Source organism: Bradyrhizobium mercantei, from assembly GCF_001982635.1.
Taxonomy (GTDB): Bacteria; Pseudomonadota; Alphaproteobacteria; order Rhizobiales; family Xanthobacteraceae; genus Bradyrhizobium; species Bradyrhizobium mercantei.
Window position 1 is genome coordinate 102,300 of record NZ_MKFI01000012.1, and the last position, 25,227, is coordinate 127,526.

The window sequence follows — 25,227 nt, forward strand, 5'->3', positions numbered from 1 at the left end:
GCCGCGTCACTTTTCTTCCGGCGCCAGCGCGCCGAACAGAATAATGGAAGCCGCCGTGGCAGCGCCGGCATGCGCGAGCTGTTCGGCGAGCCCTGCGATCGTGGTCCGATGAAGCTGCTCGTCGGCATGGCCGAGGGACTCCGCCAGCAGCGCCGGCGTGTCGGGGGCGAGACCATGCGCGATCAGCCCTGCGGCCAGAGCCGGGAACGTGCGTCGCCCCATATAGACGACCGTGGTCGCTTCCGGGTCGGCGAGCGCCGCCCAATTCAGGTCCTTGGGCAGCTCGCCGGTGACATCGGCGCCGGTCACGAACTGGACCCGCCGCGAGGTCAGCCGTCGCGTCAGCGGAATGCCGGCCTGCGCGGCGGCAACCGAGGCCGAGGTGACACCGGGAATGATCTCGTAGCCGATGCCTGCACTGCGCAGCGCCTCGATCTCCTCTTCGAGCCGGCCAAAGATGCCGGCATCGCCGGATTTCAGCCGCACCACGCGCACGCCGGCGGCCGCGTAGTCGACCAGCAGCCGGCTGACATGATGCTGCTTTGCCGAGAGGCGGCCGGCCCGCTTGCCGACCGCGACGAGATTGGCGCCGGAACGCGCGAGATCGAGGATCGCACCCGAAGCGAGGTCGTCGTAGAGCACCACGTCGGCCTCGCGCAGCCGCGCCGCTCCCTTCATGGTGAGGAGTTCCGGGTCGCCGGGACCGGCCGAGACGAAGGAGACGAAACCGCTCATCGGTCCTCCGCAATCAGATGGAAGAATGTGCCCGTCGCGTGGCCTCGCCGCGATCCGGTCTCCGCAACGATCGCGCCGGTCGCATCGCGCACCACCGCAAGCGGCGTGTCAGGCTGCGCGATGATCGTCGAGTAATGAAATTCGTGGCCGCGCAGGCGTGCGCCGGAGGCGTAGCCCGGAATCGGTTCGGCAAGCTCGGCGAGCCGATAGCCCAGATGCATGCGGCGCTTGGCATAGCTGGTCTCGAGGCCGAGCAGCCCAGCCATCTCATGGCGCGCGCCGTCGGCATCGGTCAGCGCGGCGCCCAGCACCATGTAGCCGCCGCACTCGCCGTGCACCGGCCTCGTCTCAGCAAAGGCGCGCAAGCCCCTGAGAAATCGTCCGCTGGCGGCAAGCCGGGCGGCATGCAGTTCGGGATAGCCGCCGGGCAGCCAGCAGACATCGGCGTCCGCGTCGGGACCTTCGTCGGCAAGCGGCGAGAACGTCACGATCTCGGCGCCGGCCGCGCGCCAGGCTTCCAGCATATGCGGGTAGACGAACGAGAATGCAGCATCGCGCGCCAGCGCGATGCGCTGGCCGGGCGGCGTGATGTTCAGGCTGCGCGCGGCCGGTTGAGGAGACCAGGCCCGTGCCAATTGCAGCACGGCGTCCAGATCGACATGTTCAGCCACGAAGCGTGCGGCCTCATCGATCAGGCCGTCGATCTCGGCCTGCTCCTCGGCCTGCACCAGGCCGAGATGCCGCTTCGGCAAGGCGATCTCGGCGTGGCGGGGCAACGCACCCAGCACCGGAATGCCCGCGCCTGCCATCGCATCGCGCACCAGCGCCTCGTGCCGCGCACTGGCGACACGGTTGAGGACGACGCCGGCAAGCCGCACGCCGGCGCGAAAATCGCGCAGTCCCGCCGCGATAGCCGCTGCCGTCTGGGCCTGGCCGGAGGGATCGATCACCAGCAGCACCGGCCATCCCATCATCTCGGCAATGTCGGCGGTGGCGCCGGTGCCGGAGACGCCGCGCGCGGCGACGCCGTCGAACAATCCCATCGAGCCTTCGGCCAGCACGAGATCGGCATCCGCGCCGCGTCTTGCCAGATGCGCGATCGCATCTGATGCCATCGCCCAGCTATCGATGTTGACGGAGGCTCGGCCGGTTGCGACCGCATGAAAGGCCGGATCGATATAATCAGGTCCGCTCTTCAGGCATTGCACCTGCAGCCCGCGACTGCGATAGGCGCGCGCCAGCGCCAGTGTCAGCGTCGTCTTGCCGACCCCGGATGCCGGCGCAGAGATCACGAGCCCCGCGGTCATTGCGATGAGTCCGGCGATGATTCCGGAAAGCGCGGCGCCGTGCCGACCGGGCGGTAGCGGCGGTCATAGTCTGCGGCATAGAGACGGCTCTCGGCGAATTCGCCGGCGCCGAGCGTCTTGCCGACCAGGATCAGCGCGGTCCGTTCGAGCTCCGGGCCAAGCGCGGCATCGAGCGTCGCGAGCGTGGCGCGCACGATACGCTGGTCCGGCCAGCTCGCGCGCCAGACGATCGCCACCGGGCAGTCCGCGCCATAATGCGGCGTCAGCTCGGCCACGACCTTGTCCAGTAGATGGATCGAGAGATGGATCGCGAGCACCGCGCCGGTCGCGGCAAAGGCTGCGAGCGTTTCACCATCAGGCATCGCGCTCGCCCTGCCCGGCGTGCGCGTCAGCACCACCGACTGCGCTAGGCCGGGCAGCGTCAGCTCGGACTCCAGCGCCGCCGCCGCCGCCGAGAAGGCCGGCACGCCGGGGGTGACCGAATACGGAATCTGCAACGCGCGCAACCGGCGCAGCTGTTCGCCCATCGCCGACCAGATCGAGAGATCGCCGGAATGCAGCCGCGCAACATCCTTGCCCTCGGCATGCGCCGCCGCGATCTCGGCGATGATGTCGTCGAGCGAGAGCGACGCCGTGTTGACGATGCGCGCGTCCTTCGGGCAGTGCGCCAGAACGCCCGCCGGCACCAGCGATCCGGCATAGAGGCAGACCGGGCAGGAGGCGATGAGGTCGCGCCCGCGCAAGGTCAGAAGATCGGCGGCGCCAGGTCCCGCGCCGATGAAATGCACCGTCATTCACCGTCTCCTTCCGCGATCGCCGCGGTCGCCATCCGATCCTGCGAAACGGCCCTCGCCGAAATCAGCCGCGCACCGCGTCCCGCCGCCGCGATCGCCGCAGCTTCCGCAATCGAGCCTGTGCCAAACTCGGCACGGATCAGTTCGGATTGCGTCACAGTTTCGATCTCGGCCAACGCCTCGGCGGGGATTCCCCGGATCGACAGCCCGAGTTCCTGCGCCAGGCCTCTCAACGCCGCCGCATCCACCTTGTCACTCACCGTTGCGAGCGCCGCAAGGCCTTCGGAACCACCGGCCGCGTCGAGCGCGTCGCGCAAGGACGCGACACTGGCATTGCTCCGGAATCCCAGGCCCGCGACCTTCATCTGATCACGCTCCATTGCACGATCGGCCGCGCGGCCTTCCAGGATCGATAGCGGCCCAACGGCTCGGCCTGCGCGATCTCGAGGCGCATCAGTTCGCCGCCATGGCGCTGGTGCAGATCGCAGAGCAGCGCCTCGGTTTCCAGGGTCACCGCGTGCGCAACCAGCCGCGCTCCCGGCGCGATACGCGACCAGATCGCATCGAACATATCGACATCGAGGCCGCCGCCGATGAACACCGCATCGGGGGCCGCGAGCTCTGACAAAACGCCGGGCGCCTCACCTTCGATCACGGTGATCCGATGCGTCAGACCGAAACTCGCGGCATTGCCGCGGACGTTGGCGGCGCGTTCGCCGCGCGCTTCGATGGCAATCGCTGTCCCGCCGCAGAGCGCCCATTCGATCGAGATCGAGCCCGAGCCGGCGCCGATATCCCACAACCGCTCGCCGGGTCGCGGCGAAAGCGCCGACAGCGCGAGCGCGCGGACCGGCCGCTTTGTCAGTTGCCCGTCGTGCACGAAGAGCGCGTCGGGAAGACCCGAGCTACGCGCGATCCCCTGCGTTCCCCTCGCCTCCAGCGCAACCGCGACCAGGCTGTCGCCGGAATCGCCGGCATAACCATCAGCGCGATGCCGCGTGATGGATTCACGCGGTCCGCCAAGCGCTGATAGCGTCCACATCGCCGACGCGCCCCAGCCATGATCCGTAAGCCAGCCGGCGAGATCGGAAGCCGCCTTGCCGTCGCGCACCAGGCAGACAATGCGTGCATCGCGCGCGAGATGCGGCACCAACCGTTCGAATGGAGCGGCATGAAGGCCGAGACAGACAACATTCTCGAGTCGCCAGCCCAGCCGTGCCGCCGCCAGCGAGAACGTCGACGGCGCGGAATGCGCGATCCATTCTCCGACTTGTAGTTTCTCAACAAGGGCTCCGCCGGCGCCATGCCAGAACGGATCGCCCGAGGCGAGCACAACGGTTGGACGACCGCGGCATTCAAGCACGATGTCGGCATTGAACGGCACCGGCCAGGCATGGCCACGATCGCTGATACCGGCCAATGCGAGGTGCCGTTCGCCGCCAAAAACCGCTTCGGCTTCATCGAGCGCCTTTCGGCTTGCGTCTGACAGCCCCGCAAGGCCATCTTCGCCGATACCGATGATGGTCAACCAGGGATTACCCATGATGCGCGCCCTGATCCTGGGCGGAACTGCCGACGCCAATTTGCTTGCCGCTGCGATCGCGCGCGCGGGCATCGACGCGGTCTATTCCTATGGCGGACGTACCGCCGCCCCTGCCGAACAACCTTTGCCGACCCGGATCGGCGGGTTCGGCGGCGTCGGCGGTCTTGCCGATTATCTGCGTCATGAAGCCATCACGCATGTGGTCGACGCGACGCATCCGTTCGCGGCCGAGATGAGCCGCAACGCGATCGCGGCCTGCACGCAAACCGCAACGCCGCTGATCGCGCTCGAACGCACGCCCTGGGACAGGGCCTCCGGCGATCGCTGGATCGAGGTCGCGGACGTCGTCTCCGCCGTCGCGGCGTTGCCTGGGCGCCGCGCCAACGTGTTCCTCGCGATCGGCCGCCAGCACATCGCACCGTTCTACGCCCGGCCGCAGCATGCCTATACGTTGCGTTTCGTCGACCCGCCCGAGCAAGCGCTGCCGTTGCCCGATGCCGACGTCATCGTCTCGCGCGGACCGTTCACGCTCGAGAACGAGCTCGAGATGATGCGCACGCGCTCCATCGAGTGGATCGTCGCCCGGAACTCCGGCGGAACCGGCGCACGCGCCAAGATCGACGCCGCCCGCGCGCTTGGCCTCCCCGTCATCATGATCACGCGGCCGCTGCTGCCGGACAGGCCGCGGGTGGAAAGCGTGAGCCAGGTGATGGAATGGCTCGGTCATCGGACCTGCCTCGGCGCATAGACCCAGCGGCCGACCCGCCGCATCGCCGAATTGCCGACGATCACGAGCGTCCGCATGTCGGCCATCTCGGGCCGCGCGTCGCGCAGCTCAACCGTCTCGATCCGCTGCTCGGGCGTGGAGACGGCACGCGCGAAAATCACAATGCGCTCGCCGCAGCCCGCCTCTTTCAGGATCTCCAGCGTCCGCGCGAACCCTTCCGGCCGGCTCGCCGAGCGCGGATTGTACATCGCGATGGCAAAGTCGGCTTCGGCGGCGAGCCGCAGGCGTTTCTCGATCAGCGGCCATGGCTTGAGATTGTCCGACAGGTTGATCGCGCAAAAATCATGACCGAGCGGCGCGCCGGCGCTTGCCGCCGCCGCCAGCATCGCGGTCACGCCGGGCAGCACGCGAATGGGCAGGTCATGCCATTGCGGCGCCTCCTCAAGTGCCTCGAACACGGCGGACGCCATCGCAAACACGCCGGGATCGCCTGACGACACCACGACGACGTGCCGCCCTTCGGCCGCCAGCCGCAGCGCCTCGGCGGCGCGCTGCAACTCGACGCGATTGTCGGATGGATGCAAAGTCAGCCCGTCGCGCGGCGGCACGCGCGTCACATAGGGCGCATAGCCGATGATGTCGGTCGCCGCCGCGAGCGCAGCCGTGACTTCCGGCGTGATCTTCGCCGCGTCGCCCGGCCCAAGTCCCGCAATGGTCAGCGTGCCGGTCATTCGGCGCCCTCCCTGCGCTGCCCCCGCCCGTGCACCAGCACGATCGCAAAATATGGACAGTCGGCCTCGGCGATATCGGCGAGCCTGACGACCCGCTGGTCCGGCATGGTGCCGCGTTCAACAAGCCACGCATCGTCGAGACGGCCCGCGGACACGAGTGCGCGCCGTATCTTGGGAAGATTGCGGCCGGTCTTCATCACGACCAATCCATCGGAGCTGCGCATCCGCTCGGCGAGTTCGGCCTCCGGCAGCGTGCCCATCAGAACGGTGGTGACATCGTCGGCGAGCGCGATCGGCTGGCCGACCGCATTCCAGCAGCCGACCATGCCGGGAATGCCGGCGATCACCTCGATCTCGACGCGGCCTTGCAGGCGCGCATAGAGATGCATGAACGAGCCATAGAAAAAGGGATCGCCCTCGCAAAGCACGACAACGTCACTCTCGCGCGCAAGCCGAGCCAGCCGCTCGGCCCATGCGTCATAGAAATCCGCAAGCAGCCGCGCGTATTCGGAGCTGTCGAAAGCGATCTCCGTGGTGACCGGATATTCCATCGGATATTCGCTGACGTCAGCCGCGAGCATGCCGTCCACGATCCGCCGTGCCTGCCCGAGTTGCCCCTTCTTGCGGAAGAAAGCGACATGCTTCGCGGCGCGCACCATACGGTCGGCGCGCAGGCTCACCAGGTCTGGATCACCAGGGCCGAGGCCGCAGCAGATGATGCGTCCCATCGCTATTCGCTCCGGCTCGCCAGCGCATTGATCGCAGCAACCGTGATTGCCGAGCCGCCGAGACGTCCCTCGACCGTCAGCGCCGGCACGGGAGGCTCAGCCATCAACGCCGCCTTGGATTCGGCTGCGCCGACGAAGCCGACCGGACAGCCGATGATCGCCGCCGGCCGCGGGCAGTCGGCATCCTCCAGCATGTTGAGCAGGTGAAACAGCGCCGTCGGCGCATTACCGATCGCGACGATGGCGCCGTCGAGATGCGGCCGCCACAGTTCGAGCGCCGCCGCCGAACGCGTGTTGCGCATCGATTGCGCGAGCGCGGGCACCCTGCCGTCGCCGAGCGTGCAGATCACTTCATTGCCGGCCGGCAGCCGCGCACGCGTAATTCCTTCCGACACCATGCGCGCGTCGCAGAGGATCGGCGCGCCGTTCCGCAGGGCAGCCCGCGCGCTTGCGGCCATGCCGGCTGTGAAGCGCACATGCGCCTCCAGCCCCACCATCCCCGCGGCATGGATCATGCGCACGACCACCGGCTCCTCGTCTGAATTGAAGCGGGCAAGATCGGCCTCGGCGCGGATCGTGGCAAAGGACTGGCGATAGATCTCCGCGCCGTCGGTCTCATAGACGTGCGGCATCAATGGCCTCCCATCAGCAACGAGGGATTTGCCACGAGGTCCGAACCGGCCAGTCCTCGCATGACCGGCGCATCCCGCGTCGTGCCGCCGCGGATCAGATCAAAGCCTTCGTGCGTGGCCACGAGGGTGACATCCGCAGAGCCGGAATGGGCACAGCCCTTGGCGCAGCCGGAGACGTGAAGCCGGGCATTCGCCGGAATTAGTCGTGCAAACGCCGATGCCAACGCACGTGTGTCGGCGTAGGCCTCACCACAGCGCGGCGCGCCACTGCAGGCGATGACGCGGAGCACCGGATCATCAGCATCCGTCACGAGGTCCGCACCATGGGGCATCTCACGCAACCCCTCCGCCAGCACCATCCGCCATGGCGTCATGCGAAGCGCGTGCGCGCATCCGGCCAGCTGGCGGAGCGTCTGGTGCGGCATTAGCCCGAAGGCCACGCCGACCATCGCGCCGGTCGGATAGAGACCGGGAACGGGGTCCGTCGATTTGCCCACAGGCTCGGCATCGCCGCGAAGCGATTCGGGAAGCGTCGCGCCACCGGCAAGGTGCGCCGCCATCCGCCGCTTCTCGCCGTTGGCTCCGCCGCACGCGACGAACCATTCGGCCAGCGCCAGCGCGATCGGCACGGCCTCGCCTCGCGTGACCGAGCGCCCGTGCTGCGCACCATCGGCACGTACCAGCAGTCCGCCGCTGCGTTCACGTTCGATCCTGACATCCGCAGGCGCGCCCGCCAGCACGCGCGCGTTGCCATCATCGATCGCGAAGCCGAACTTGGTCGGAAGATCGAGTGAAGCGCCGGCAAGCGCCCGCTCGAGCTCAGCAGCGAGCGAGCGTGTGTCGCCCTCGGCAGTCCAGAACGGCGTCACCAGAATGTTGCGCTGCGCCTCGGTATCGCAATCGGAATCGAGCAGCCCAAGCTCGGCGAGCCCATCGATCAAGGCCGGATAGCCGTCATCGGCGACGCCGCGGATCTGGAGATTGGCGCGGCTGGTCAGATCGATCAGGCCGTTGCCGTGTCGCGCGGATAGCTCGGCGATTCCTGCGGCCTGCGCCGCCTCCAGCCGTCCGCCGCGCGGGCGAATGCGCACCACGAGGCCATCGCCGGACTGCATCGGCCGCAGCGCGCCGGGGCACCAGCCCTTGACCGCGATCGCGCTCATGAAACCTCCTGCAGCGCTGCCGCAATCGAATTGCGCCGCGTTTGCCACAGCGAGGCTTCATGCAGCCGGGTGAAGCAGGTCTCGATCGCCGCCAGCGCTGCCGGATTCTCGCGCGCCATGAAGCCGCGAACCTCGTCATTGCCGAGCGTCGCGTCGTAATAGAGGTCGAACAGATGCGGCGGCACCGCACCGGCAAGATGCGCAAATGCCGCCATGTGCTCCAGCGTCGCCGTGATCTCGGCGGCACCGCGAAAACCATAACGCATCATCCCCGCGATCCACGCCGGATTGGCCGCGCGCGCCCGCACCACGCGCGAGATCTCCTCGGTCAGGGAACGGGCATGCGGTTGATCCGGCCGCGTCGCATCGAGGTGATAGAGCGACGGGGCCTTGGCGCCGACGCGCCGGGCCGCCGCGGCGATGCCGGCCTCATGCGCGGCATAGTCTGCGGCCAGCAGCAGATCGGTCTCGGGCAGGTCCTGGGTATGAACAAAACTGTCGGCAGCGGCGAGCCGTGTCTCGATACCGGCACGATCCGGCCGGATCTCGCCATCGGACGCAATCGCCCAGGACGATGCCGACAGCCACGCCTCGCCGGCCGCCTCGCGCGCCTCCTGTGTGAAAACGTCGGGAATCGACGCAATGCCGGCGCCATAATGTCCGGGGCGCGGACCGAACACGCGCGAAATGCGGTGCAGGTAAGGATTCTCGTCGCTCTCATCGATGCGCTCGGACAACGCCTCCGTCGCGGCTTCGAATAATTGGGCCAGGCCTGAAAAAACGTCGCGGAACAGTCCGGACACGCGCAGCGTCACGTCGATGCGCGGACGGCCGAGCTCCGCCGGCGCGATGATGTCGTAGCCGGACACGCGGCCCGACCCATGATCCCAGCGCGGCGCGATGCCGGCGAGATGCAGGGCCATCGCAAAATCCTCGCCGGCGGTGCGCATCGTCGACGAGCCCCAGAGGTCGACGACGAGCCCCTTCGGCCATTCGCCGTGATCCTGCAAGTGTCGGCGCAACAGCTCCTCAGCGAGCTTCACGCCCTGCGCATGCGCCGACGGCGTCGGCACCGCACGCGGATCGACCGCGAACAGATTGCGTCCGGTCGGCAGCACGTCGCTGCGCCCGCGATAGGGCGAGCCCGACGGCCCCGGCGCAACACGCCGGCCGGATAGCGCGTCGAGCAAAGCCACCCGCTCGGCCTCGCCGCATGCGCCCTGCCCGAACACATGCAGGCCGTCGCCGAACTGGCTTTCCTTGAGATCGCAGACGAAGCGATCGATCTGCGGAATCGCCTCGACCGCGGAGACCGATGCGGCGAGACCGAGATCGTCCTCCAGCCCGGCAATGCGCGCTTCCTCGCGGATCGCGGCAATCAGCCGCTGCCGCCGCGCCGGATCGAGACCGTCCGCAGTCGAATATTCATCGAGCAAACGCTCGAGCCGGCGCAACCCCTCCGGCACCGCGGCCTGCGCCAGCGGCGGCGGCAGATGGCCGATCGTCACGGCACCGATCCGGCGCTTGGCCTGTGCAGCCTCTCCGGGGTCGTTGACGATGAAGGGATAGGCGACGGGCAGATCGCCGATCAGCGCTTCCGGCCAGCATGCCGATGACAGCGCAACCGATTTTCCCGGCAGCCATTCCAGCGTTCCATGCGCGCCGATGTGGACGACGGCATCGATGCCCTGCTGCCGGAGCCACAGATGGAACGCGACATAGGCATGGCGTGGCGTGCGCGACAGATCGTGATAATCGGTATCGCGATGACCGGCCTCGCCGCGCTCGGGCTGAACCGCGATGATCGACTTGCCGCTTTGGATCGCCGCGAAATGAAACGCGCCGTCACGGCAATCGGGATCATCCTCCGGCGCGCCCCACGCGTGCGCAAGGTCGTCCCGTAGCTGCTGCGGCAGGCTCGACATTGCCGCGCGATATTCGGTAACGCCCCAGGTCAACTTCCGGCGCAAGAGCACATCGCCAAGCGACTTCACCGGCTCGATATCAAATCCGGCATCCGCGAGATCAGCCAGCATCGCCTCGACCGAGGCAAGCGCATCGAGGCCGACGGCATGGGCGATCTGATGCGGACGGCCCGGATAGTTCGAGAGTACGAGCGCGAGCTGCTTGTCCTGCGCGGGCTTCTCGGCAAGCCGATGCCAGGCTGCGACGCGCGCAACGATGGCTGAAACACGCTCGGCATCCGGCCGATGCGCAAGATGCGCGAACTGCAGATCGGGATCGCGCTCGCCGGCCGATTTGAAGCTCACGACTCCCGCGAACAGCCGGCCATCGACCTCCGGCAACACCACGTGCATGGCGAGATCGCCGGGCGACAGGCCGCGCAGCGACAAGGCCCAATCCTCGCGCCGCGCGGTGGACAGCCCGACCTGGAACACCGGGCAGGATACCGCGTCGAACGGCGTCGTGCCGTCGTCACCGGCCGCGGAGAACGCGGTCGCATTGACGATGGCGGCCGGGACGCATTGCACGAACTGGGCGCGCAACCAGTCGGCGACGCCCACCGCCTTCAGCGAGGTGACGAAGACACCACGGGCATCGAAGCCCTTGTCGCGCAACGCATCGATCAATGCATCGACCGGCGCGGTGTCGCCGGCGGCCAGATAGGAGCGATAGAACGTCACGAGCACCCGCGGCCGGCCATCCGATGCCGGCAGCGCCGCGATGGCGCCGCGCCGCGAATCGTAGGCGCCGATCTCGGGCAGATCGATCTCACCGACCACGGGCCCGGCATAAAGGCCGGACGCCAGCGCCAGTTGCGCGATCACGGCCTGCGCGGCGACGGGCCCGCCCTTGTCGCACAGCACCTTCAAACGGCGTAGCGTCGAGACCGGCAGCGTAGAAAATTCATCCAACCGCAGATCGTCGCGGCCATCCGCGGGCAGCACCACCAGGGCGATGCCACGCTCCTTCGCCAGCCGATGCACCGCGGCCAGCCCGTATGACCAATAGGGCTCGCCGCCGATCAGCCGAACCAGGATGCCGCGCGCGTGCGACAGCGTCCGCTCGATATAGGTGTCGATCGACAGCGGATGGCGCAGCTCCGCGAGATTGGCAAGCCGCAGCGACGGCAATGCGGCACGCCCTCGCCGCCAGCCGGCCGCGAACGCCGCGAGATCGCTGTCGGAGAACGACAACACCACGAGATCGGCCGGATCCTGGCCGAGGTCCCTTGGCGTCGCGGTCTCCTCAAGGCCGCGGCTCTCGCGGAAGACGACGTGCATCAGACACCGAGCCTGGCCCTGATCGCGGCTTCATCGATATCGCCGTGTTCGCCGATCACGACGAGCTTGGACTGCCTGGGCCGTGCGCCCCAGGGCATGTCGAACTGATGCCGTACCCGCTCGCCGACCGATTGCACCAGCAAACGCATCGGCTTGCCTTCGACCGCGATATAGCCCTTGGCGCGCAGCACGTTCTGCTCGCGCGCCAGCCCCTTGATCGACGCGACCAGCGCGTCGATATCAGCGATCTCCGGAAGGTCGATCACGACCGAATTGAAATCGTCGTGCTCGTGTTCCTCCTCGCCATCGTGATGCGACGGCCGCGACGCGAGATCATTCTCCGCCGCCGCCTCGAGCCCGAGGATCACGCGGGCATCGATCGCACCATCGACGATGGGCAGCATCGGCACCTCGCGCGGCATTTCGGCCGCGATGACCTCCTTGGCCGCCTTGATCCCCTCGGCGCCTGCGAGATCGGCCTTGGTCAGCAGCACGATATCGGCGCAGGCGATCTGATCCTCAAACACTTCGGACAGCGGCGTCTCGTGATCGAGATTCTCATCGGCCGCGCGTTGCGCATCCACCGCATCCACATCAGGCGCAAAGCGGCCGGCCGCAACGGCCTCCGCATCGGCCAGCGCGATCACGCCGTCGACCGTGATCCGCGAACGGATCTCCGGCCAGTCGAACGCCTTCAGCAGCGGCTTCGGCAGCGCGAGCCCGGATGTCTCAATCACGATGTGATCGGGCTTTACGGGGCGCGCCAGCAATTGCTCCATCGCCGGGATGAAATCATCGGCGACGGTGCAGCAGATGCAGCCATTGGCAAGCTCGACGATGTTCTCGGTCGGGCAATTGGCATCGGCGCACGACTTCAGGATGTCGCCGTCGACGCCTTCGCTGCCGAACTCGTTCACCAGCACCGCAAGCTTCTTGCCATTGGCATTGCGGATCAGATGCTGGATCAGCGTCGTCTTGCCGGACCCGAGAAAGCCAGTCACGACGGTGACCGGAACCTTGGCGAGCGTGGTCATTCTGCGGCCTCCGGCACGATGGCGATGGGTGGAATGCGGGCGAGCGATTGCTTGCGGAAGATTTCGGGACGGCTGCGCCACGGCACGATGCCGTCCGGCGCCGCGGCATAGGCGGAGGCGCCGGCGATCACATCCCTGGCATTGTCGGCGGACAGGCGGCCGTAGACATACGACCACCGGCCGGGCGCACTGAGCGCGACCGAGCAGCCCTGGCTGCAAGCCGACAGACATTCGACGGGAACCAGATTGACGTCATCGGGCACGCCGGCCTCGACAAGTGCGGCATGCAGGCGCGCACCGGGCGCGACCTCACCTTCCGCCAGCGTCTGGCCGGCACGACAGGTGATGCAGACATGAAGTGTAACGCTCATCGCCCTTCCTGGATTGACAACGGGAAGCGATGAGGCACACGGACCGATTCGAGCAGGTCCGTTTCCCCGTCGCGGAACACCCCGTCCGCCGGTCTCACAACATGTTGCGTTGGCAGGTCTCCCGGCTTGCGGAGCAGGTTTTACCCTTCGATACCCACCTTCCCGACTCCATATGGAATCAGTGGCTTGGACATCTCTCCGGTCACGGTCGCGGGGGCGGCTGCACTTCAGGCCCGATCTAGCTGAGCCCTATCGCATTCCCTCTTCGCCTGTCGTAGGACAGGAACCAACGCGGGCCCACCATTCGTCCAAGCCCCGCACTTGTCAAGCCGAAGGACCATGATGATTTCTGATGGAAACGACGCCGGGAACGGCACCGTCGGCACCGACCCATCGCTGGATGCGCGCCATGCCGACAAGATGGCGAAAAAGAAGGCCGCCCGCGACCGCATCATGGCGACCAAGAGCGGCGAAAAGGGCCTGATCATCGTTCATACCGGCGCCGGCAAAGGAAAATCCTCCTCCGCGTTCGGCATGATCGTGCGCTGTGTCGCGCATGGCTTTCCCTGCGCGGTGGTGCAGTTCATCAAGGGCGCCTGGGATACCGGCGAGCGCCGCCTGCTCACCGGGCATTTCGGCGATCTCTGTCAATTTCACGCGATGGGCGAAGGCTTTACCTGGGAGACGCAGGATCGCGCCCGCGACATCGCAGCAGCGCAGGCCGGCTGGGAAAAGGCCAAGCAGTTGATCGCAGACGAAAGCCTGCGCATGGTCGTGCTCGACGAGATCAACATCGCGCTGCGTTACGATTATCTCGCGATCGCCGATGTCGTGGACTTCCTGACCACGTCGAAGCCGCCGATGACGCATGTCGTGCTCACCGGGCGCAACGCCAAGGACGAGCTGGTCGAGATCGCCGATCTCGTCACCGAGATGACGCTGGTGAAGCATCCATTCCGCTCCGGCATCAAGGCGCAGCCGGGCGTCGAGTTCTGACCGAAATCGCCATGGCGCGCGCATTGATGATCCAGGGAGCCGGCTCGGACGTGGGCAAGTCGCTCATCGTCGCGGGCCTCGCGCGCGCCGCCAGACGGCGCGGCCTGCGCGTGCTGCCGTTCAAGCCGCAGAACATGTCCAACAACGCCGCGGTGACGGTCGATGGCGGCGAGATCGGACGCGCGCAGGCCTTACAGGCGCTCGCCGCCGGCGTCGAGCCGCACACCGACATGAATCCGGTGCTGCTGAAGCCGGAGACCGATGTCGGCGCCCAGATCATCGTGCACGGCAAGCGGATCGCGACCGCGCGCGCGCGCGAATATGCCGGCATGAAGCCGTCGCTGATGGGCGCGGTGCTGGAGAGTTTTGGGCGTCTGAAGGATCGCGCCGACCTCGTGCTGGTCGAGGGCGCCGGCAGCCCCGCCGAGGTCAACTTACGCAAGGCCGATATCGCCAACATGGGTTTTGCGCGCAGGGCCGACGTGCCCGTGGTGCTGGTCGGTGATATCGACCGTGGCGGCGTGATCGCGCAGCTCGTCGGCATTAAGACGGTGATCGACCCTGATGATGCCGCGATGATCCAGGGCTTTGTCATCAACAAATTCCGCGGTGATCCCTCGCTGTTCGACGACGGCTACCGCCTGATCGAAGCCCGCACCGCCTGGCGCGGCTTCGGCGTACTGCCCTGGTTCACCCGCGCCGGCGAACTTCCGGCCGAGGACGCGCTCGGGCTCGGCGAGGCGCGCAAGCCCGGCCAATGCAAGATCGCCTTTCTGGCGCTGTCGCGGATCGCCAATTTCGACGATCTCGATCCGCTCAAGCTCGAGCCCGGCGTCGATCTCGTGATGGTGCGTCCGGGCGAAGCCATCCCGGGCGATGCGCGGCTCGTCATCCTGCCCGGCTCGAAATCGACCCGCGGCGATCTCGCCTTCCTGCGCGCGCAGGGCTGGGACATCGATCTCATGGCGCATCATCGCCGCGGCGGCCATGTCCTCGGCCTGTGCGGCGGCTACCAGATGCTCGGACACACCGTCGCCGATCCCGACGGGATCGAAGGCCCGGCCGGCGAAACGCGCGGCCTCGGATTGCTCGATGTCACCACCACGATGACCGAGCAGAAGACGCTGACCCGCGTCAGCGCGGTGCATGCTGCGACCGATCAACCGATCAGCGCCTACGAGATCCATATCGGCCGCACCGATGGCCCGGATCGCGCCCGGCCGTTTGCATCGCTCGACGGCGCAGCCGAAGGTGCGGTGTCCGCCGACGGACGTGTTCACGGCAGCTATCTGCACGGCCTGTTCAGCTCGGACGATTTCCGCAGGGCATTCCTCGCGCAACTCGACATTCCCACGGCTGATCAGCAGTATGGTGCCAGGGTCGAGAGCGCGCTCGACGCGCTTGCCGAGCACATCGAGACCCATCTCGATGTCGAGGGCTTGCTCGCGCTGGCGCGCTAAACCGACAGCACGGCGGACAGGCGGGACCACTCGGCCTCATTGCCCGGCAGGCCGAGGCGCAGCCATCCCGGCTTTTGCTCGAACACCCGCGACCAGATCTGACCGCGGGCGAGCTTTTCTTGCGCGGCCCGCGCATCGCCAGTCTCATAGAGCCGGAACAGCGGCGTGCCACCGACCATCGTCCAACCCTGCACGCGTGCCTCCGCATCGAGCCTGACGCAATCGTCCGCCAGCCGCGCGGCCGTCGCCTTGGCCCAGTCGTGATCGAGCAGCGCGCACCGTCCGATCGCGATTGCGGCGCCCGACACCGGCCACGGTCCCGCCATCGCCGCGAGCGCGGCAACATCCGCTTCACTGCCGAGCGCGAAGCCGAGCCGCAAGCCGGCCAGTCCGTAGAATTTGCCGAATGAGCGCAGGATCAGGAGCCCCGCTCGTCCAGCTTCAGGTGCGAGCGAGATGCCGGGAACGGCGTCCGCAAAACTCTCGTCGATGACGAGTCGGCCGACGCGCGGCAACAACGCCAGCACTTCGTCGCGATCATGGCATTGCCCATCGGGATTGTTCGGATTGACGACGACGGCAAGATCGGCTCCCGCAAGCGCGGCGAGATCGGATACCTCGGCGACGTCCCAGCCGGCCGCCGACAACACCGCGGCATATTCATTGTAGGTCGGCGCGAGGATGCGCGCCTGCCCCCGAGGCGCGAGATGCGGCAGCAACTGAATGGCAGCTTGCGCACCGCCCATTGCCACGATCGGCGCCTTGGTGGCATAGGCCTGCCGCGCGGCATCGTGCAGCGATTCAATGTCGGATCGCGACGGCAACGCGCTCCAGTGCCGCGGCTCCACAGCGACGACAGGATACGGCACCCGATTGATCCCGGTCGACAGGTCGATCCAGTCGTCTGCCGTGCCGCCGAAGCGTTGCTGGGCGACGTCGAGATTTCCGCCGTGCTCACGCATCCGCCGGTCTCCTACAACAGCGCCAGGGCGACGAACACCCCGGCCAGCAGCATCATGGCGCGGCGATAGAACTTCAGCCCGGCGAAGATGTCGGTGGCTGCCGGATCGCGCGCGCCCTGGTTCAGCCACGGCTCGTCGGCGACGTGCCCGTGATAGATGCGCGGACCACTGAGGCGGACGCCGAGCGCGCCGGCCATCGCGGCTTCAGGCCAGCCGGCATTCGGCGAGCGATGCCGATGCCCGTCGTGCAGCATGCATGACCACGCCTGCGAACGGTCTGGCGCGAGCAGCACGAACAAGACGCCGGTCAGCCTCGCTGGAATCAAATTGGCCAGATCGTCGATCCGGGCAGCCGCCCAGCCGAACGCTTCATGCCGCTCGGTGCGATGGCCGATCATCGAGTCCAGCGTATTGATCGCCTTGTAGCCGAGGATTCCGGGCAAGCCGAACAGCGCGCCCCAGAACACCGGCGCCACAATGCCGTCAGACGCATTCTCGGCGAGGCTCTCGATGGTCGCGCGCGCGATGCCGGCCTCGTCCAGCGTTGCCGGATCGCGTCCGACAATTTGCGCGACCGCGGAGCGCGCCGCTGTCATATCGCCGGACGCCAACGGATGGGCCACCGCAGCGACATGGTCATGCAACGAACGCAACGCCACCAGCGGCCACGCCAGCACACCGACCAGGACGACGCGCACCCATCCGGATGCGAGCACGGACTGAACGGCCCAACCGAGTGCGACCACCAGCGCGATCACCAGGACGGCAGCCGCGACGCCAGCCGCGCGCCGAAACGCCGGTGCATCGGACATCCGGTTCCAGCTGGAATCGGCAAAATGGATCAGGCGACCAAGCCAGGTCACGGGATGGCCGATGCGTGCAAACAGCCACGCGGGCCAGCCGATCAAGGCATCCACGGCCATCGCCACCGCCATCGCTCCCGCAAAAACCACGCACCTCTCCTCGCCGCGATCCCCCTGATGCGCAAGACATCGGCCGAGTGCAAGCCCTCCGTGACGGATTTCGGCTTTGTCTTTCACCCCGATTGGTGGTTAGAGCGGACGTGAACAGGAGATCACATGTCCGCCATTCTGATCACGGGGGGAGCCCGGTCCGGGAAAAGCCGGCGCGCCGAGCTTCGCGCGCAGAGCTTTCCGGGGCAGCCGGTCTATGTCGCCACCGCCGAGGCCCTCGATGCGGAAATGGACGAGCGGATCGCCAAACATCGCGCGCGGCGCGGCAATGACTGGATCGAGCGCGAGGTGCCGCTCGATCTCGTTGACGTGCTGTCCGCGACCGATGGCGGCGGCGCAAGGCTGGTCGATTGCCTGACGCTGTGGCTGTCCAACCTGCTGCATGCGGAGCGCGACTGGTCGCGGGAGGTGACGCGACTGGCGGATGCGTTGCCGCGTCAACACAGCCCGGTCGTGCTGGTCACCAACGAGGTTGGCCTCGGCATCGTGCCCGACAATGCGCTGGCGCGGACCTTCCGCGACGCCGCGGGCCTGATGAACCAGACGATTGCAGGTGTGGCTGACGAAGTGGAATTCGTCGTGGCAGGCTTGCCGATGAAGCTTAAATGATGTCCGCTACCCAGCGTATCAAAGGCCCGCGATGATCTCATTCGACGATGCGTTCCGCCGGCAACTGCACGAGCTGTTCGTGTGGCGGCGCGACGTGCGGCGCTTTCGAACCGATCCGCTGCCGGATGGGTCGATCGAACGGCTGATCGAGATCGCCTGCCTGTCGCCCTCGGTCGGGCTGAGCCAGCCCTGGCGCTTCGTGATTGTCGACGATGTGGCACGGCGCCGCGCTGTCATCGAAGACTTCAAGGCCTGCAACGCCGATGCGCTGCGCTCCTATTCGGGCGAACGGGCCGCAAAATATGCCGCATTGAAATTATCCGGCCTCGAGGAGGCACCGGGCCATCTCGCCGTGTTCGCCGAGAGGAGCGACCAGATCGGCTCCGGCCTTGGCCGCGCGACGATGCCGGAAACGACGGAATACTCGGTGGTCGCCGCGATCTGTTCGATGTGGCTTGCCGCGCGCGCTGAAGGCATCGGGCTCGGCTGGGTGTCGATCCTCAACCCAGGGCGCATTCACGAGATCCTGGAGATTCCGGATGCGTGGAAACTGATCGGCTATCTCTGCGTCGGTTATCCCCAGGCCGAATGCGACCGCCCGGAGCTCGAGCAGGCCAAGTGGGAATCGCGGCGAGGTCCGGATGAGTTCACCATCCGGCGCTGACGAATGTCCGGCCGGCAGCGGCGCCGCGCACTGGCGCGCGGACATCGCCTCCCTGGTCTTTGCCGTTCCGGAGCACGGCGCCATCTGCGCCGTGCATCGGGGTGCGTTTCGGACGCTGCTCGGCGCGGAGCCGGTGCCGGAGGCCTGCATCGGCTATTTCGAGCGGTATCGAGACGCGTTCAGGGCCGCGGCCGACGCCAAGATCCTGCGCAAGCGCATCCCTCCTGGAACAAATCTGCATCTTACCAGTCGCGACATCGCTCGAAAGCTGCTAGAAGCCGACCAAATCGAATGTGGAGAACGACCATGAGCCAGTCCCAGACCGCGCAAGCCCAGCATCTGCCGGTTGCCACCCGACAGGTCGGCCGGCTTGCCCAGTCGCTGATGGCGATGACGCTCGGCCTGTTCATCGTCGGCGTGGTCGGCTTCTCGCACATCGACGTGATCCACAATGCCGCGCACGATGTGCGCCACTCCAACGCGTTCCCCTGCCACTAACTCACCGGCATGAACACGTTTCGCTCGATCGTCTTCTCGTCGGTCATTGCCGGATTCATCGTTGGCCTGATCGTCACCGCGGTCCAGCAGTTCGGCACCGTCCCCCTGATCCTCAAGGCCGAGGTCTATGAGAAGGCGGCCGAGCACAAGCACGAAGCCGCAGCGCCGCCGCAGGCCATCCTCGTGCACGATCACGCCGATCATGATCATGGCGCCGAGGCCTGGGAGCCGCGGGACGGGCTGGAGCGCAATCTCTATACCGCGGGCGCGAACATCCTGACCGGGATCGGCTTTGCGCTTTTGCTGTGCGGCTTCCTTGCGGTCCGCAGCGGTGCGACCGGCGAGCCGATCTCGTGGCACGAAGGCCTGATGTGGGGTCTCGCCGGTTTTGCCGTCTTCACCATCGCGCCCGGTCTCGGGTTGCCGCCCGAATTGCCGGGCGTGCCCGCCGCTCCGCTGCTCTCGCGCCAGATCTGGTGGACGATGGCGGTGCTGGCGACATCAGCCGGCCTCGGGCTGATCGTGTTCCGGCGCTCGATGCCGGCCGCGATCGCCGGCGTGGTGCTGATCATGCTGCCGCATCTGATCGGCGCACCCGAGCTCGAGCATGTCGAGACCAACGTGCCCTCGTCACTGTCGCATCAGTTCGTCGTCGCCGTCACGCTAACCAGCCTGGTGTTCTGGTCGCTGCTCGGCGGCCTGACCAGCGCCGCCTTCGCCTATTTCGATCGGCCCGCGTCGGCCTGACTTCGCTGTTCGAGCGTGACGCCGCTCAGCTCGCCTGCCTGAGCGGCTTTTTCGCCCGCAACTCCCTGTCCTGCACCAAAACCTTGTCCGCGTAGAGCTGGTCGATCTCCTGCTCGGACAGGCCGAGCTCGCCGAGGATTTCCTCATTGTGCTCGCCGAGCAGGTCGGCCCTCAGCTCGGTGCGCTGCGGCCATTCCGAGAAGCGCATCGGCGCGCCCGGAATGGCAAATTGGCCGATCCTGGGATCGCTGACATGGCGCACCGTGCCGCGCTCGATCAGATGCGGTTCGGCCATCGCGTCATTCAGGGTCAGCACCGGCGCGCAGGGAATCCTCTCCTGCTCAAGGGCTGCGATCGCGGCCTCGCGCGACGGGAAGGTCTTGAGCCAGGCTTCGACAATCTCGCCGACCTCCACCCTGTTGTCGGCACGGGCGCGTGCGGACTCGAACCGCGGGTCCTTCTCGAGCTCCGGCCGCCCCAGCGCGCGGACCATCTGCGGCCATTGATGCGCCAGCGCGCAGATCACGAGAAACTCGCCCCGGCCGCAATCGAACACCCCGACCGGGCCGCCATTCGGGTGCAGCGAACCTTCCCGCTGCGGCACGAAGCTGTCGCCGCGCAGCGCGACCTTCGGCACGTTGGCCTCGTGCATATGAAAGTAGGTGTCGAGCAGCGTCGATTCGATGAACTGCCCCTCTCCGGTCCGCTCACGGTGAAGCAGCGCAAAGCCGACGGCCATCGCCGCGGCGACGCCGGTCGAGGCGTCTCCGATCGCGACCGGCACCTGCGCCGGCTTGCCATCGGGATCGCCGATCACCCCGGTGATCCCCGCGAAGGCCTGCGCGATGTAATCGAAGCCGGGCTTGTCGCTCAGCGGACCGGTCTGCCCCGCGAACGAGATCGAGCACATGATCAGCCGCGGATTGATCTGCTTGAGCGTTTCGTAGCCAAGCCCGGCGCGCTCCATCACCCCGGGCGTAAAGTTCTCCACCAGAACGTCGGCCCTGGCCGCGAGCCGGGTCAGGATCTGGCGGCTCTTCTCATGCTTGAAGTCGAGCGCGAGGCTGCGCTTCGAATGGTTTTGCTGGAAGAAATAGGTGCTCTGCGACGTGTTCTTGTAAGTGGGGTCGCGCGGCTTCAGGCCCTGGAAGCGCGACCGGTCGCCGAATGGCGCGAGCTCGATCTTGATCACGTCGGCGCCGGCCTCGGCCAATAGTCGCGTGCAAGTCGGGCCCGCGACGAACTGGGTGATATCGAGCACGCGGTAGCCGCTCAGCATTTTCGGAGGCAGGGTCATCTCAATGATCCAGTTGTTGTGATTGCAGAGCTCCGCCGGGCGCGTCTCCGCCCGCCGGCCTCGTTCCAAACAGATTGCTGCGCGCCTCGTCGTCGAGCGTCCTGCGCACCGCGCGGCGGCCGACCGCCAGCCCCTGCTGGAGCTTGGGCCGCGCGCGCAGCTCAGCGAACCAGCGCCTGACATGCGGGACGTCGTCGAGCGTGAAACCCTGCGCCTTGTGGGTCATCACCCAGGGAAAGCAGGCGATGTCGGCGATCGAATAATCGTCGCCGGCGACATAGCCGCTCTCGCCCAGCCGATCGTCGAGCACGCCGTAGAGGCGGCGTGCCTCATTGCCATAGCGCTCGACTGCGTAGGGAATCCTGCTCGGCGCATAGAGCGAGAAGTGCCCGTTCTGGCCCAGCATCGGGCCGAGCGCGCTCATCTGCCACATCAGCCATTGCTGCACGCGGTAGCGACCACGCAGGTCGTGTGGAAAGAACCTTCCGGTTTTCTCCGCGAGGTAAAGCAGGATTGCTCCGGACTCGAAGATCGTCAGCGGCGCGCCGCCGCCGGGCGGATCCCTGTCGACGATGACAGGGATCCGGCCATTGGGATTGAGCTTGCGGAATTCGGGCTTGAACTGGTCACCGCGCGTGATGTTGACCGGCACGACGGTGTACGGCAGCCCGCATTCCTCGAGCATGATCGAGATCTTCCAGCCATTCGGCGTCGGCGCGAAATGAAGGTCGATCATCGCAGCCTCCGGCACGGCTCAGGCCAGCTGCTTTTCGCGCGACAGCGACAGGCCGGCCTCCAGCAGCCGCCGCTCGAGCATCGGCACCCGATCGTTGCCCCAGAATTGCTCGCCGCGGAACACGCAGATCGGCACGCCGAAGATGTGATCGCCCTGGCTCTCCTGCTGCGCCTCCTCATATTCGCGGCGGCCGTCGCCCTCGAAATAGCTGCGGAACTCCGCGCCGGACATCCCAAGCGACTCGATGAAGCGCTCCACCGCATCGACCTCGTCGACCGCAAGCTCGCGGCGGAAGAACAGCTCATAGACCAGCCGGCTGTATTCGATCAGCCGCCCCTGCTTCTCCGCGAACAGCCCGCCGATCAGCGCCGGCGCGGTGTCGAAGATCTTCAGCGGGCCGCGGATGATCTTCTTGTCGCCGCGCTCGTTGGCGCTCCGCCGTGCATCCATGTAGGAATACTTGACCTTGTATTCCGAATAGACGCTGCGCTGGCCGGAGCCCTTGATCCGCAGCTGGAACGGCCGCCACTGCACCCTGATGTCGAACTTCTTCTCCAGCTCGAACACCGGATCGAACGCCAGCCAGGCGTACGGGCTCTTGTAGTCCGAATACATCTTGAGAACTTCGCGGGACATTGTCTCTCCTTTCATGTCGATGTCATTGCGATTGGGCGACGAGCGGGCACTGGCTCTCCGACAACGGCTGCGCCGCTTCGGAAGCCGGAATGACCTTCTCGATGGTGTAGTAGTCCCAGGGCTTCCTGACCTCGCCGGGGGCCTTGATGCTTGCCATGTAGAACGGATGCATCAGCCAGCCGTCGGCGCGCACCGAGCCGTTCTCGACATACATGTCGTTGACCGGCAGCTTGCGGATCTCGTCGGCGACCTTCAGACCGTCCAGGCTGTTGGCGGCAGCAACCGCCTGCAGATAGTGCAACGTTCCCGAATAGACCGCGGCCTGGTCCATGGTCGGCATCGCGTGATGCTGCTTGAAGAAGCGCGCCGACCAGGCCCGCGTCTTGTCGGTCCGGTCCCAGTAGAACGGCGTCGCAAAGGTCAGCCCCTGCACGTTGGCAATGCCGAGCGCGTGCACGTTGGTGATGTAGGTCAGCGGCACCACGATGTGCTGGCCGCCCTCGGCGATGCCGAACTCCTTGGCCTGCTTCAGCGCGTTGGTGGTGTCCTCGGCTGCCGAGATCAGCCAGATCACCTTGGCTTTCGACGCCACCGCCTGCAGCAGGAAGGAGCTGAAGTCGGGGTTATTCTGCGGGAAGCGCACCGAGCCCAGCACCTTGCCACCGGCCGCCTTGATGGCGTTTGCCGCGGCATCCTCCATCGCCTTGCCGAAGGAATAGTCGGCCGAGAGGAAGAAGAAGCTGTCGAGCCCGCGCTCGATCAGCGGCTTCGGCAGCGGCGCCGAGATGGCGTAGGCATTGAGCGACCAGGAAAACGCAGTCGGCGCGCAGGCCTGCTGGGTGATCGCAGGACTCCCCGTCACGCCATGGATCACGATCTTGTTGCGTGTCCGCGCCAGCTCCTGCACGGCGAGCGCGACGGCAGATTGCGCCACGTCGACCACGACATCCGCGCCGCCATTGTCGAACCAGTTGCGGGCAATCGCCGCGCCGACGTCGGGCTTGGCCTGGTGATCGCCGGAGATCACCTCGATCGGACGGTCAAGCACCCTGCCGCCGAAATCCTCGACCGCCATCTTCGCTGCGAGCACCGAGCCCGGCCCCATGATGTCGCGGTACATCCCCGACATGTCGGTAAGCACGCCGATCCTGACCGGCCGCACGTCCTCCGCCCGAACCGGCGTCAACATCGCGCTGCCGACCAGCAACGCGATCGCCGCACCTGTTATTCCTGATTTCTTCGCCATGACTGTCCTCGACGCTCCCCGTGTGGGCCGGCATGCGTGTGCCGGCCTCTTTGCTTCAGATGATCCGCCTTGACTTCAAATCGTCGATCCTCTCACTGGAGAGGCCGAGCAGGCCGCCATAGATCTCCTGGTTGTTCTGCCCGAGCGTCGGAGCCGGCGCGGTATATCCCCTGTGCGTCCGCCCCATCTTGATCGGGAACCCGGCGCCGATCACGCGCTGCTCCAGCGTCTCGGTCGGATGCTCGACCGCTTGCAGCATGTCGCGCGCGTCGAGATGCTCCCAGGCGAGGATGTCATCGATGTCGCGGATCGGGCTCGCGGCGACATCACCGCGATTGAGTGCATCGATCGCCTCCGACGTGGTGCGTGCCCGGGTCCATTCGGTGACGATGGCGTCGATGATCGCGTTGTTTGCCACGCGCCAGCTGGTGTTCATGAACTTCGCGTCTCCGGCGAGGTCCAGCCGGTCCATTACGCGCAGCAGCGCCAGCCAGTCCTCGTTGGTCGCGGCGCCGAGCGCGATCGCACCGTCGCGCGTGGCATAGGTGTTGAAGGGCGAGAACCGCATGATGCGATTGCCCTGCCGTGGCGCCATCCCCATCTGCGGATAGCAATCCAGGGGTTCGTCGAGCACCAGCGACAGCAGGCAATCGACCATCGCGACGTCGACGAACTGGCCGCGTCCCGACATGCGCTGCTCGGTCAGCGCGGCGAGAATGCCGGAAACGGCAAAGGCGCCGGTGATGCCGTCGGCAAGCGCGGTGCCAGCCTTGCTCGGACCGGCATCCGGCTCACCGGTAATGGACATCAATCCGGCGGCCGCCTGGATCATCAAATCGTAGGCCTTGAGGCGCTTGTCGGCACCGGTCGAACCGTAGCCGGTCAGCGCGCAATGCACGATTGCCGGGTTGACCTGACGGTTCACCGCGTAATCGATCCCGAGCCGCTCAGCGGCACCGGGACGCAAATTCTCGACCAGGATGTCGGCCTTGCGCAGCAGCGCATGGAACAGCTCCATGCCCTCCGCCGAGCGCATGTTCAGCGTGATCGACTTCTTGTCGCGGCAGCGCTTCAGATAGGCAAGGCCGAGATCGCTGTCATGCTTGCGGTCGAGCGAAACGCCATCCCTGCCGAGGAACGGCGGCCCGGTCATGGTGGGATCGCCCTGATCCGGGGTATCGATGCGGATGACCTCGGCGCCGAAGCCCGCCAGCATCAAGGTCGCGAACGGACCCGAATAGAAGCGTGTGAGGTCGAGAACGCGGACACCGTGCAGCGCGCCTTGCCTCGTCATCATCGGGCTCGCCGTCATCCGCAATTTCCCTTCCCGCTCGCTGCTCTGTCGTTGTCTTCATCGTTGACGCCGCGGGCATATAGGTCAAATATTTTCCG

General features: G+C 66.7%; 27 protein-coding genes and 1 riboswitch. Of the genes, 8 read left to right on the plus strand and 19 right to left on the minus strand.

Annotated features, from left to right (window positions below; translation table 11 throughout):
- Positions 1–6: 6 nt before the first annotated feature.
- The 5 genes from cobA to cbiE are packed head-to-tail and all read right to left on the minus strand — an operon-like array spanning position 7 to position 4,379.
- Complete coding sequence (gene cobA / locus BI327_RS38575; protein WP_076866863.1) at positions 7–735, minus strand: uroporphyrinogen-III C-methyltransferase; 729 nt, start codon at positions 733–735, stop codon at positions 7–9.
- Positions 732–2,042, minus strand: a complete 1,311-nt coding sequence (locus BI327_RS38580) for a cobyrinate a,c-diamide synthase (protein WP_076866864.1) — start codon at positions 2,040–2,042, stop codon at positions 732–734. The genes cobA and BI327_RS38580 overlap by 4 nt, the downstream gene beginning before the upstream one ends.
- Positions 2,039–2,836, minus strand: coding sequence for a precorrin-4 C(11)-methyltransferase (cobM, locus tag BI327_RS38585; RefSeq protein WP_076866865.1), 798 nt, complete (start codon positions 2,834–2,836; stop codon positions 2,039–2,041). Before cobM ends, BI327_RS38580 begins: the two co-directional genes overlap by 4 nt.
- A complete protein-coding gene (locus tag BI327_RS38590; RefSeq protein WP_076866866.1) occupies positions 2,833–3,201 on the minus strand; it encodes a cobalamin biosynthesis protein in 369 nt (122 codons plus the stop codon). Before BI327_RS38590 ends, cobM begins: the two co-directional genes overlap by 4 nt.
- A complete protein-coding gene (gene cbiE / locus BI327_RS38595) occupies positions 3,198–4,379 on the minus strand; it encodes a precorrin-6y C5,15-methyltransferase (decarboxylating) subunit CbiE (RefSeq protein ID WP_076866867.1) in 1,182 nt (393 codons plus the stop codon). The genes BI327_RS38590 and cbiE overlap by 4 nt, the downstream gene beginning before the upstream one ends.
- On the opposite strand from cbiE, the gene BI327_RS38600 reads away from it, so the two are divergent.
- Entirely contained in the window at positions 4,378–5,127 is a 750-nt protein-coding gene (locus tag BI327_RS38600; RefSeq protein WP_076866868.1) for a cobalt-precorrin-6A reductase, read from the plus strand. The two genes, cbiE and BI327_RS38600, sit on opposite strands and share 2 nt — an antisense overlap.
- Here the strand turns inward: BI327_RS38600 and cobJ are convergent.
- From cobJ to BI327_RS38635, 7 genes are read right to left on the minus strand one after another with little or no spacing between them, the layout of a single operon-like run.
- The gene (gene cobJ / locus BI327_RS38605; protein ID WP_076866869.1) at positions 5,103–5,837 is read right to left on the minus strand and encodes a precorrin-3B C(17)-methyltransferase; all 735 of its coding nucleotides are present in this window, start codon (positions 5,835–5,837) and stop codon (positions 5,103–5,105) included. The two genes, BI327_RS38600 and cobJ, sit on opposite strands and share 25 nt — an antisense overlap.
- Positions 5,834–6,565, minus strand: a complete 732-nt coding sequence (locus BI327_RS38610) for a precorrin-2 C(20)-methyltransferase (protein ID WP_076866870.1) — start codon at positions 6,563–6,565, stop codon at positions 5,834–5,836. Before BI327_RS38610 ends, cobJ begins: the two co-directional genes overlap by 4 nt.
- A gap of 2 nt (positions 6,566–6,567) precedes the next feature.
- Positions 6,568–7,197, minus strand: a complete 630-nt coding sequence (locus BI327_RS38615; RefSeq protein ID WP_076866871.1) for a precorrin-8X methylmutase — start codon at positions 7,195–7,197, stop codon at positions 6,568–6,570.
- A complete protein-coding gene (cobG, locus tag BI327_RS38620; protein WP_076866872.1) occupies positions 7,197–8,360 on the minus strand; it encodes a precorrin-3B synthase in 1,164 nt (387 codons plus the stop codon). Before cobG ends, BI327_RS38615 begins: the two co-directional genes overlap by 1 nt.
- Positions 8,357–11,605, minus strand: a complete 3,249-nt coding sequence (cobN, locus tag BI327_RS38625) for a cobaltochelatase subunit CobN (protein WP_076866873.1) — start codon at positions 11,603–11,605, stop codon at positions 8,357–8,359. The genes cobG and cobN overlap by 4 nt, the downstream gene beginning before the upstream one ends.
- Complete coding sequence (gene cobW / locus BI327_RS38630; RefSeq protein ID WP_076866874.1) at positions 11,605–12,639, minus strand: cobalamin biosynthesis protein CobW; 1,035 nt, start codon at positions 12,637–12,639, stop codon at positions 11,605–11,607. Before cobW ends, cobN begins: the two co-directional genes overlap by 1 nt.
- Positions 12,636–13,010 (minus strand): DUF1636 family protein, encoded by a 375-nt coding sequence (locus BI327_RS38635; RefSeq protein ID WP_076866875.1) that lies wholly within the window; start codon positions 13,008–13,010, stop codon positions 12,636–12,638. Before BI327_RS38635 ends, cobW begins: the two co-directional genes overlap by 4 nt.
- Positions 13,011–13,104: 94 nt before the next feature.
- Positions 13,105–13,316: riboswitch (cobalamin riboswitch) on the minus strand.
- 36 nt (positions 13,317–13,352) lie between these two features.
- On the opposite strand from BI327_RS38635, the gene cobO reads away from it, so the two are divergent.
- Together cobO and BI327_RS38645 are read left to right on the plus strand one after the other, a co-directional pair.
- Complete coding sequence (gene cobO, locus BI327_RS38640; protein ID WP_076866934.1) at positions 13,353–14,006, plus strand: cob(I)yrinic acid a,c-diamide adenosyltransferase; 654 nt, start codon at positions 13,353–13,355, stop codon at positions 14,004–14,006.
- 11 nt (positions 14,007–14,017) lie between these two features.
- The gene (locus tag BI327_RS38645) at positions 14,018–15,466 is read left to right on the plus strand and encodes a cobyric acid synthase (protein ID WP_076866876.1); all 1,449 of its coding nucleotides are present in this window, start codon (positions 14,018–14,020) and stop codon (positions 15,464–15,466) included.
- Here BI327_RS38645 and cobD read toward each other — a convergent pair.
- Together cobD and cbiB are read right to left on the minus strand one after the other, a co-directional pair.
- Positions 15,463–16,428, minus strand: coding sequence for a threonine-phosphate decarboxylase CobD (gene cobD, locus BI327_RS38650; RefSeq protein ID WP_076866877.1), 966 nt, complete (start codon positions 16,426–16,428; stop codon positions 15,463–15,465). The genes BI327_RS38645 and cobD overlap by 4 nt on opposite strands.
- Positions 16,429–16,439: 11 nt before the next feature.
- Positions 16,440–17,381: an adenosylcobinamide-phosphate synthase CbiB gene (gene cbiB, locus BI327_RS38655; protein ID WP_076866878.1), complete on the minus strand. Its 942-nt coding sequence runs from the start codon at positions 17,379–17,381 to the stop codon at positions 16,440–16,442.
- Positions 17,382–17,507: 126 nt separating this feature from the next.
- On the opposite strand from cbiB, the gene cobU reads away from it, so the two are divergent.
- Genes cobU through BI327_RS38680 form a run of 5 tightly spaced genes read left to right on the plus strand, consistent with a single transcriptional unit; the run spans position 17,508 to position 19,920 of the window.
- Entirely contained in the window at positions 17,508–18,011 is a 504-nt protein-coding gene (gene cobU / locus BI327_RS38660; protein ID WP_076866879.1) for a bifunctional adenosylcobinamide kinase/adenosylcobinamide-phosphate guanylyltransferase, read from the plus strand.
- A gap of 31 nt (positions 18,012–18,042) precedes the next feature.
- A complete protein-coding gene (gene bluB, locus BI327_RS38665; protein ID WP_076866880.1) occupies positions 18,043–18,675 on the plus strand; it encodes a 5,6-dimethylbenzimidazole synthase in 633 nt (210 codons plus the stop codon).
- A complete protein-coding gene (locus BI327_RS38670; RefSeq protein ID WP_076866881.1) occupies positions 18,653–18,985 on the plus strand; it encodes a DUF1488 family protein in 333 nt (110 codons plus the stop codon). The genes bluB and BI327_RS38670 overlap by 23 nt, the downstream gene beginning before the upstream one ends.
- Entirely contained in the window at positions 18,982–19,173 is a 192-nt protein-coding gene (locus tag BI327_RS38675; RefSeq protein ID WP_021082128.1) for a CbtB domain-containing protein, read from the plus strand. Before BI327_RS38670 ends, BI327_RS38675 begins: the two co-directional genes overlap by 4 nt.
- A 9-nt stretch (positions 19,174–19,182) precedes the next feature.
- Entirely contained in the window at positions 19,183–19,920 is a 738-nt protein-coding gene (locus tag BI327_RS38680) for a CbtA family protein (protein ID WP_076866882.1), read from the plus strand.
- 25 nt (positions 19,921–19,945) lie between these two features.
- Here the strand turns inward: BI327_RS38680 and BI327_RS38685 are convergent, their stop codons facing one another.
- The 5 genes from BI327_RS38685 to BI327_RS38705 are packed head-to-tail and all read right to left on the minus strand — an operon-like array spanning position 19,946 to position 25,147.
- Entirely contained in the window at positions 19,946–21,217 is a 1,272-nt protein-coding gene (locus tag BI327_RS38685) for a CaiB/BaiF CoA transferase family protein (RefSeq protein WP_076866883.1), read from the minus strand.
- A 1-nt stretch (position 21,218) separates the two neighbouring features.
- Entirely contained in the window at positions 21,219–21,953 is a 735-nt protein-coding gene (locus BI327_RS38690) for a glutathione S-transferase N-terminal domain-containing protein (RefSeq protein ID WP_076866884.1), read from the minus strand.
- Between the two features lie 18 nt (positions 21,954–21,971).
- Positions 21,972–22,589, minus strand: a complete 618-nt coding sequence (locus tag BI327_RS38695; protein ID WP_076866885.1) for a DsbA family protein — start codon at positions 22,587–22,589, stop codon at positions 21,972–21,974.
- Between the two features lie 22 nt (positions 22,590–22,611).
- Positions 22,612–23,835, minus strand: a complete 1,224-nt coding sequence (locus BI327_RS38700) for an ABC transporter substrate-binding protein (protein ID WP_076866886.1) — start codon at positions 23,833–23,835, stop codon at positions 22,612–22,614.
- 55 nt (positions 23,836–23,890) lie between these two features.
- Positions 23,891–25,147, minus strand: a complete 1,257-nt coding sequence (locus tag BI327_RS38705) for a CaiB/BaiF CoA transferase family protein (RefSeq protein WP_083742394.1) — start codon at positions 25,145–25,147, stop codon at positions 23,891–23,893.
- Positions 25,148–25,227 lie beyond the last annotated feature (80 nt).